This is a genomic window from bacterium, assembly GCA_035380285.1.
Taxonomy (GTDB): Bacteria; Auribacterota; Erginobacteria; order Erginobacterales; family DAOSXE01; genus DAOSXE01.
Genome location: DAOSXE010000060.1, coordinates 1 through 7,397 on the forward strand (window position 1 = coordinate 1; position 7,397 = coordinate 7,397).

3 protein-coding genes are annotated in these 7,397 nt (G+C 65.0%); 2 read left to right on the top strand and 1 reads right to left on the bottom strand.

The annotated features are described in order from the left end of the window. Window positions 1–712: 712 nt before the first annotated feature. Complete coding sequence (locus PLZ73_12475; protein ID HOO78688.1) at window positions 713–2,401, bottom strand: right-handed parallel beta-helix repeat-containing protein; 1,689 nt, start codon at window positions 2,399–2,401, stop codon at window positions 713–715. 285 nt (window positions 2,402–2,686) lie between these two features. On the opposite strand from PLZ73_12475, the gene PLZ73_12480 reads away from it, so the two are divergent. Next, window positions 2,687–4,900 carry an SBBP repeat-containing protein gene (locus PLZ73_12480; protein HOO78689.1) on the top strand — a complete coding sequence of 738 codons (2,214 nt, stop codon included), beginning with the start codon at window positions 2,687–2,689 and terminating at the stop codon, window positions 4,898–4,900. Window positions 4,901–5,092: 192 nt separating this feature from the next. Continuing rightward, window positions 5,093–7,397: C1 family peptidase (locus PLZ73_12485; protein ID HOO78690.1), on the top strand; the 2,305-nt coding region annotated here is incomplete at its 3' end.

Consider the following 7,397-nt stretch of genomic DNA (forward strand, 5'->3'; position numbering starts at 1 on the left):
TTCAGGGAGAAGAATTCAGAATTCAGGAGCCCACCGCCGCGCCCCCTGGAGACTTTTGCACCTGATTTCTCTGATTAACTCTGATCGGGGAAAGAATCAGGAACTAAGATTGCGCAGATTAGGGGAAAGGATCATGATTCTCCCCTCCCCCCCACTGGGCACCCTCACCCCGTATTCACTCCTCTAAAATCCTCTTGTGCCTCTTGTGCCTTTTGTGGCTACCCCACTCCCCTTCATGAACTTCATGTCCTTCATGGTAGAGAAAGCATAGGGCATAGGGCATGGAGCATAGGGAAAGAGAGGGTTCAGGGTTCAGGGTTCAGGGTTCGGGGTTCAGGGGAGAGAAGCAGAGGGCATAGAGCATGGAGCATAGGGAAAGAGAGGGTTCAGGGTTCAGGGTTCGGGAGAAGAATACAGGAGTCAGAATTCAGTAGCCCCCGACCTCACCCTCTCTGGGAGTCCACAGACCTGCCTGCCGGCAGGCAGGTCTGTGGACTGCTTCCGAGGCCGAGGTGGTGGGTTCTTCCCCTGAACCCTCTATTCCCCCTTCATGTCCTTCATGGTCGAACGATCCCACGAATGGGAAAAGAGCATGGCTCCCACTGTCTGCCCGGCGGCATCTTCATCCGGCCCTCATTCCCCCCAAATCCTCTGTGATCTCTGTGTCCTGCTATGTGGTTAATCCTCTTTCCGCGTCAGCGTCAGCCTCAACTTAAGGCTTTTCCACCTGGAGGACGACGATCCCCACCGGGTAGGTGTAGTTCTGGTTCGGGGACGAATACACCTTCCCGCTGATCCAGACCCCTCCCTGGGAGTTGTACTTGTCCGCTTTCTTGAAGTACTTCTCCCAGTCCTTGTGGGCCTCGGAACCGTTGAGGACATAGGCGTAGATCTTGTCCATGGAGGCGCCCACCGCCGCACCCGGCTTATAGAGTTCGTAGCAGGTATATTCGGAGGCGGGCGCCACGGCTTCGATCAGGTACGGGGTGGGCTTGCGGGGGCCCATCTGGGCCTGAAACCGCACCGGAGTCCCCTCGGCGCCCGCGGCGTAGGTTCCCCCCTTCTTGAAGGCGGAGAAATCGGCGGCGGCGAAGCTCTCGGGGACGGCGGCGGGCGCGGCCGAAACGTAGCTGTCGAACCCGGTATCGACCGTGAACCCGATGCCGGCGATCTTGGACGAGAGCGCGGCCAGCGCGGCGGGGTTCGCGATCGGGTAGGGAGGCCCGAAGTTCTCCCGGGCCGAGCCGGCTTCGGCCTGAAGCGGCAGCCCCACCGAACGGCGCCACTGGTTCAAGGCGTCCATGTTCAGCTTTCCCGGGACCGAGCCGATGAACCCGGCGAAAAGCCCGGCGTAGACCGGGTCGGGCTGCAGGCCGGGATCGGCTTCCCGGTTGCCCCCGCTGGCGGAGAGCATGTAGTCCTCGCAGTTCTCCTCGTCGTTGAGGTCGGCCAGACCGGAGGGTTTCCAGACCAGCAGGGACTGCCGGTTGTCGTCCATGTATTTGTAGAACCCCCCGTTGCAGCTGAAGAAGACGTTGTTCTTCATGACCGTTTCGTCGTTGCCGAAGGTGTTCTTGACCGCGATGCCGCCGTCGTCGTCCTCGGTGGTGCAGAAGGCGAAGATATTGTCCTCGAGGACGGTCTTGCCCTGGCGCCCGACGAAGACCGCCATCGCCCCTCCCTTGGACGGGTAGGGCCAACCGAAGGCGACGGTGTTGCGGCGGACGGCGACCACGCTGCCGGGCTGGGCCGAACGGGTCGAGATCCCGACATGAAACCAGTTGACGATCAGGCAATTCTCGATCAGGTTGCCCTCGCCTTCCCAGGTGCAGTAGACGGCTTCTCCCAGGGGGTTGGCCAGAACGCAGTTCTTGATCACCGTGTTGGGGCTGCTGGTGGAAATCAGCCGGCCGTTGTAGGATTTTTTCATCAGGATCTTGGTCCCGTCTTCCTGGTAGGCGTTGCGGGTGCGCCCGTCGAGCACGAACCCGTCGACGGTGAGGTCGCCGTGGTCGGCGTGGATGTCTCCGGCGATGATCGCTCCCGATTCCGGCAGCCCGGTCCAGTCCCCCTTGTAATCGGCGGCACGTTCCAGGACGGTCAGGTTCTGGAAGGGGTTGCGGGCGCTGAAATCCTGGTTGTACCCTCCGGCCAGAGTAAGGTGCGGGGTCTTGATCACGAAATGCCCCGAACCCCCTTTGCCGTTGTAGGTTCCGGCAGCCACGTGGATGACGTCCCCGCGCCGGGCCCGGTCCACGGCTTTCCAGAGTTCGCCGTAGGGATTTTCCCGACTCCCGTCGCCCGTGGCGCCCGAGCGGACATACACATCCTCGGCCCGAGCGCCGACCGCGGCCAGGGCGGCGGCGACCGACACGGCCGTAAGCGTACCTTTACCGAACATTTTCTTCCTCCCCGGGTTCGAGTGTTCCGTTCTTTTCCCCGGACTTGTACCCGAATCCCGGGGTCGAAAGCAAGCGCGGAAGTTGAACCCTGCGGATCCGCCGCCGGGCGGCGGCCGCGCGGCCGCGCCTCCGGCAGGAAAGCGCTCTCCCCGCCGGGAAAAATTTATTGCCCGATGACGTTATCGGACATAAAATTATTTTATGTGATGTTTTTTGTTCCTCCTCCTTCGGGGCCGAGAGGGGAACTATTTTCGACTCTAACCGGACGCAACGGAGGAGCCGCCGTGAGAAAGCCTTTCCCGTTATCGGCGTTGGTGAGCGCAACCGTGATCGCCGCCTGGAGCCCGTCGTTGCCGGCGGCACCCTGGCTCGAGAGCTCGAGCTACCTGGGAGGCAGTCAAGACGATGTCGCCCAGGGCGTGGCCCTGGACAGCAACGGCTGCGTCTATATCTGCGGCTACACCAACTCTCCCGATTTTCCCACCTTCGACGCCTACCAGAGCAGCCTGGCCGGAAGCATAGACGCCTTTGTGAGCAAGTTCTCCTCCAACGGCAGGACCCTGCTCTACTCGACCTTTCTGGGCGGAAGCGGGCTGGAACAGGCCCTGAACGTGACCGCGGACGAACAGGAAGGCGCCATCGTCGTGGGGAGCACGGAATCGGCCGATTTCCCCGCCACCGCCTGGGCCTGGCAGACGGCCTACTCCGGGGGCGGCTCGGACGCCTTCGTCGCCCGCATCTCCTCCACCGGGGGGGGCCTGTATTTCTCCAGCTACCTCGGCGGAAGCGGCCTGGAGCAGGCCCAGGGCGTGGCTTTCGACGCCTCCGGCTGGATCTACGTCACCGGGTACACCACCTCGAACGATTTCCCCACCTGCAGTTACTCCGATCCCGTGCAGTCCGCCCGGGCCGGGAATTACGACGCCTTCGTCACCCAGTTCGCCCCCGGGGGCGGTTCCCTCTACTACTCCACCTACCTGGGTGGCAGCGGAGCGGATGCCGGCTGGGGCATCGCGGTCGATTCGGACAACTGCGCCTACGTCGTGGGCCAGACCTTCTCCGGCGATTTCCCCACCTCGTTTTCCATCTGGCCGGCGTCACCTTCCCTGCCGGCCTCGTCGGGTTTCGTCAGCAAACTCTCCAACTACGGCGACGGGCTCATCTTTTCCACCTACCTGGGGGGCAGCTGGGTCGACTCCGCGGCGCTGGCCGTGGCTCTGGACGACTACCAGCAAGCCCGGGTGGCCGGGTACACTTACGCCCTGGACTTTCCCACCCTCAACCCCGTCCAAGCCTACAACCACGGGGGGAGCGACGCTTTCGTCTCCCTTTTTTCCTCGAGCGGCGGCGCGGTGCTGTTTTCCACCTACCTGGGCGGAAGCCAGAACGATTCGGCCGCGGGAATCGCGGTCGACCCCTACTACGGGGATAGCCACATCTGCGGCTCGACTCAATCATCCGACTTCCCCACCGAGAACCCCTACCAGGACGCGATCCGGGGCGCCAGGGACGCTTTCTACACCATCCTCCACTCCGACGGGGACCGGCTCCAATACTCCACCTACCTGGGAGGATCGGGTGAGGATTGGGGTTATGCCGTCGCCTGGGGAAGGGTCCCCGACGAGCGGGTGTGGCTGGCCGGGTGCACCGATTCCGCCGATCTTCCCCTCCGGCGCGCCTACCAGGGAACGTTCGGAGGGGGAACCGGGGACGCTTTCTTCGCCGGGTTCGTCTGGGACACTCCCTCTGAACCCAACCGGTACCACACCGACTTCAACGGCGACGGCACCAGCGATATCGCCATCTTCCGCGGGTCCTCGGGCCTATGGGCCGTGCACGGCTTGACCCGCGTCTATTTCGGCACCTCCTCCGACCGGCCGGTCCCGGCCGACTTCGACGGCGACGGCACCACCGAGTTCGCCGTCTTCCGCAACAGTACCAGCTTGTGGGCGGTCAGGGGGCGGACCCGGGCTTATTTCGGCTCGGCCGGCGGCGTCGATTTCCCGATCCCTCAGGATTACGACGGGGACGGGACCGCGGAGATCGCCGTTTTCCGCAACAGCTCGGGGCTGTGGGCGGTCCGGGGCTTGACCCGGATCTATTTCGGGGACACCATCGACAACCCGCTCCCCGGCCCCTACCGGGGGGACGAGGCGGCGGACCCGGCGGTCTTCCGCGCCAGCTCCGGGCTCTGGGCCGTGCGCGGCTGGACCCGGATGTATTTCGGTTCCACCTGGGATACCGCCATCCCCGGAGACTACAACGGCGACGACGCCTGGGAGCCGGGTATTTTCCGCTCCTCCAGCGGGCTCTGGTCCCTCCGGGGCCTGACCCGGATCTACTTCGGTTCGTCTTCGGACGTCCCGGTCCCCGCCGATTACGCCGGCGGCGGCGAGGACCAGGCCGCCGTCTTCCGCGTGAGTTCCGGTCTCTGGTGGATCCGGGGCGAGACCAAGATCTACCACGGATCGACCGGCGACGTGCCCGTGACCCGCTGACGCGGTCGCCGGATCTATCCGGCGCACGCCTCCCGGGGGCGCGGCGGCTCCGCCGCGCCCCCGGGAGGCAGGACCTTCGAGTCTGCGCTCAAAAAAAATACGGAATTTCTTTCCCCCTGCCTCCCCAAAAATGATAAATTTTCTTAGATGAACTTTTCCCCACGCATTCAACCTTAATCAGGAGAGGTGTAGATGCGCTCATTGCTGCTCGGCGTCGCCCTGATCGGCCTGCTCCTGGCGCTGCCCTTCATGGTGGCCCAGGCGGTGGACCGGGCGGATAAGGATCTGATCCCCTTCGGGGACGACGATACCCTGGAAGAGATCCGCTACAAGATCGAACACAACGGCTACCTCTTTACCGTAGCCGACAACTGGGTCTATTCGATGCCCGCCGAGGAAAAGGCCGCCTTTTTCTCCCGCTATCATCCTCTCCGCCCGATGCCCAAGTCCCAGGACGATCCCGGGCCCCTGCCCAGCGTGATCGGGCGCAAGGCTCTCCCCTCCAGTTTCGACTGGCGCGACGTCAACGGGCACGCCTACATCGGCGACGTTCGCAATCAGGAAAACTGCGGCTCCTGCTACGCCTTCGGGGCCAGTGCTGCGGGCGAGGGTACCTATAATTACGCAATGGGCCTCTACGACGGCAACTGCATCGATCTCTCCGAGAGCTACATCGCCTGGTGCCTGGGCCGGCTGCCTGCCTACAGCAGCGACTTCTTCGGCTGCGACGGGGCCAGCTACGCCTACGAGGAACTTTCCGCCATTTGCGAGGTCGGGATCACGACCGAGGCCAACTTTCCCTACCAGGATTACGATCCCGGCTCCTGTACCCACTGGGGGGATCAGACCATCGCCTTCTCCAACTGGTACCGGGTCGACTGCAACGATGTCACCGCCATCAAGACGGCGATCATGACCTACGGCGTGGTCGACGCCGCAGTCTACGTCGGGACTGCCTTCGACGCTTACGACAGCGGCATCTACGACGACACCAACAACACCTGCGACGGATCGCCCTGCTCCTATACCACGAGCAACCACGCTATCTCCCTGGTCGGCTGGGACGACAACCCCCCGGAGGGAGGTGGGGGCTGCTGGATCCTGCGCAATTCCTGGGGCGACACCTGGGGCGAGGACGGCTACATGCGCCTGCGTTACGACGCCGCCGTGGTCGGTTGCGCCGTCTGCTACCTGGTCTACGACGCCGACACCCACACCGTCTTCGACGAGGGCTTCGACAACTTCGACACCGGCACCCGGCCGACCGGCTGGACCTTCACCGGCTGCGACCAGAACTCCGACACCTACACCACCCCCTCCACCTACTTCGGCACCGCCTCCCCGTCGATCAAGCTCGACGCCACCAGCGACCGGATTACGACCGAGACCTTCACCAACCCGCAGTACCTGACCTTCTGGTACCGCGGGGTGGAAAACGCCAGCCCCTCCGGCTCCCTCCTGGTCGAGGAACTGTACAACGCCTCCTGGCAGACCGTGACCAACATCACGGTCCTGCCCACCGAGGGGACCACCTGCGCGCCCTTCCCGCTCGAGGAAGAAAGCACGCAGCTGCGCTTCACCTTCACCCAGAGCGCGGGGAACCTGGCCTTCGACGACGTCAAGCTGACCGGCTTCCCCACCCCGCCGACCACCCCGACCGCGGCCGTTCCCACCGCCACTCCGCCCCCTACCGCTCCGCCCACGCCCTCCGCGCCCCCGACCGCGCCCCCGACCGCGACGCCGGTCAAGACCGCGACCCCGGTTCCGGGAACCCCGACCCCGGTGGCGACCGCTACCCCGATCCCCGCTTCTCCTACCCCGGTCGACTGTTCCGCCATCGTCGAGGGGTTTGACGGCTTCGACACCGGCACCCGGCCCGCGGGCTGGGAGTTCGTCGGCTGCGACCAGGACTCCGACACCTACACCGACGCCGGCTACTACGGCGCCGCCTCCCCGGCCCTGGCCCTGGACGGCACCGGCGACCGGGTCGTGACCCGGACCTTCGGCGCCGGCTGCGACTACAAGCTCACCTTCTGGCTGCGGGGCGACGGCACCGGGGCCTCCGACTCCCTGCTGGTCGAGGAGTACTACTCCGCGGCCTGGAGCACCGTCGACCTCATCCAGCCCCTCCCGACCTCGGGGACCGTCGAGGGCCCCTACGCGCTCGCTTCCCTCGCTTCCCGGGTCCGGTTCACCTACACCCGGGACCAGGGCGACCTGGCCCTGGACGACGTCTACCTGGGGCTGACCACCACCTCCGCCACCACCACGACCACCACCGCCGCTCCCACGACGACGACCACCACCACCGTCGCCCCCACGACCACCACCACCACCGCCGCTCCCACCACCACTACCACGACGACCACGACGACCACGACCACCGCCGCCGCGTCGCCCACTCCGGTCCCGGCGGCATCGGCCACGCCCATCCCGGCCTCGCCCACGCCTCAGCCCACCGCCACCGCCGTGCCCGCCACCATCGTCCACTACGTGG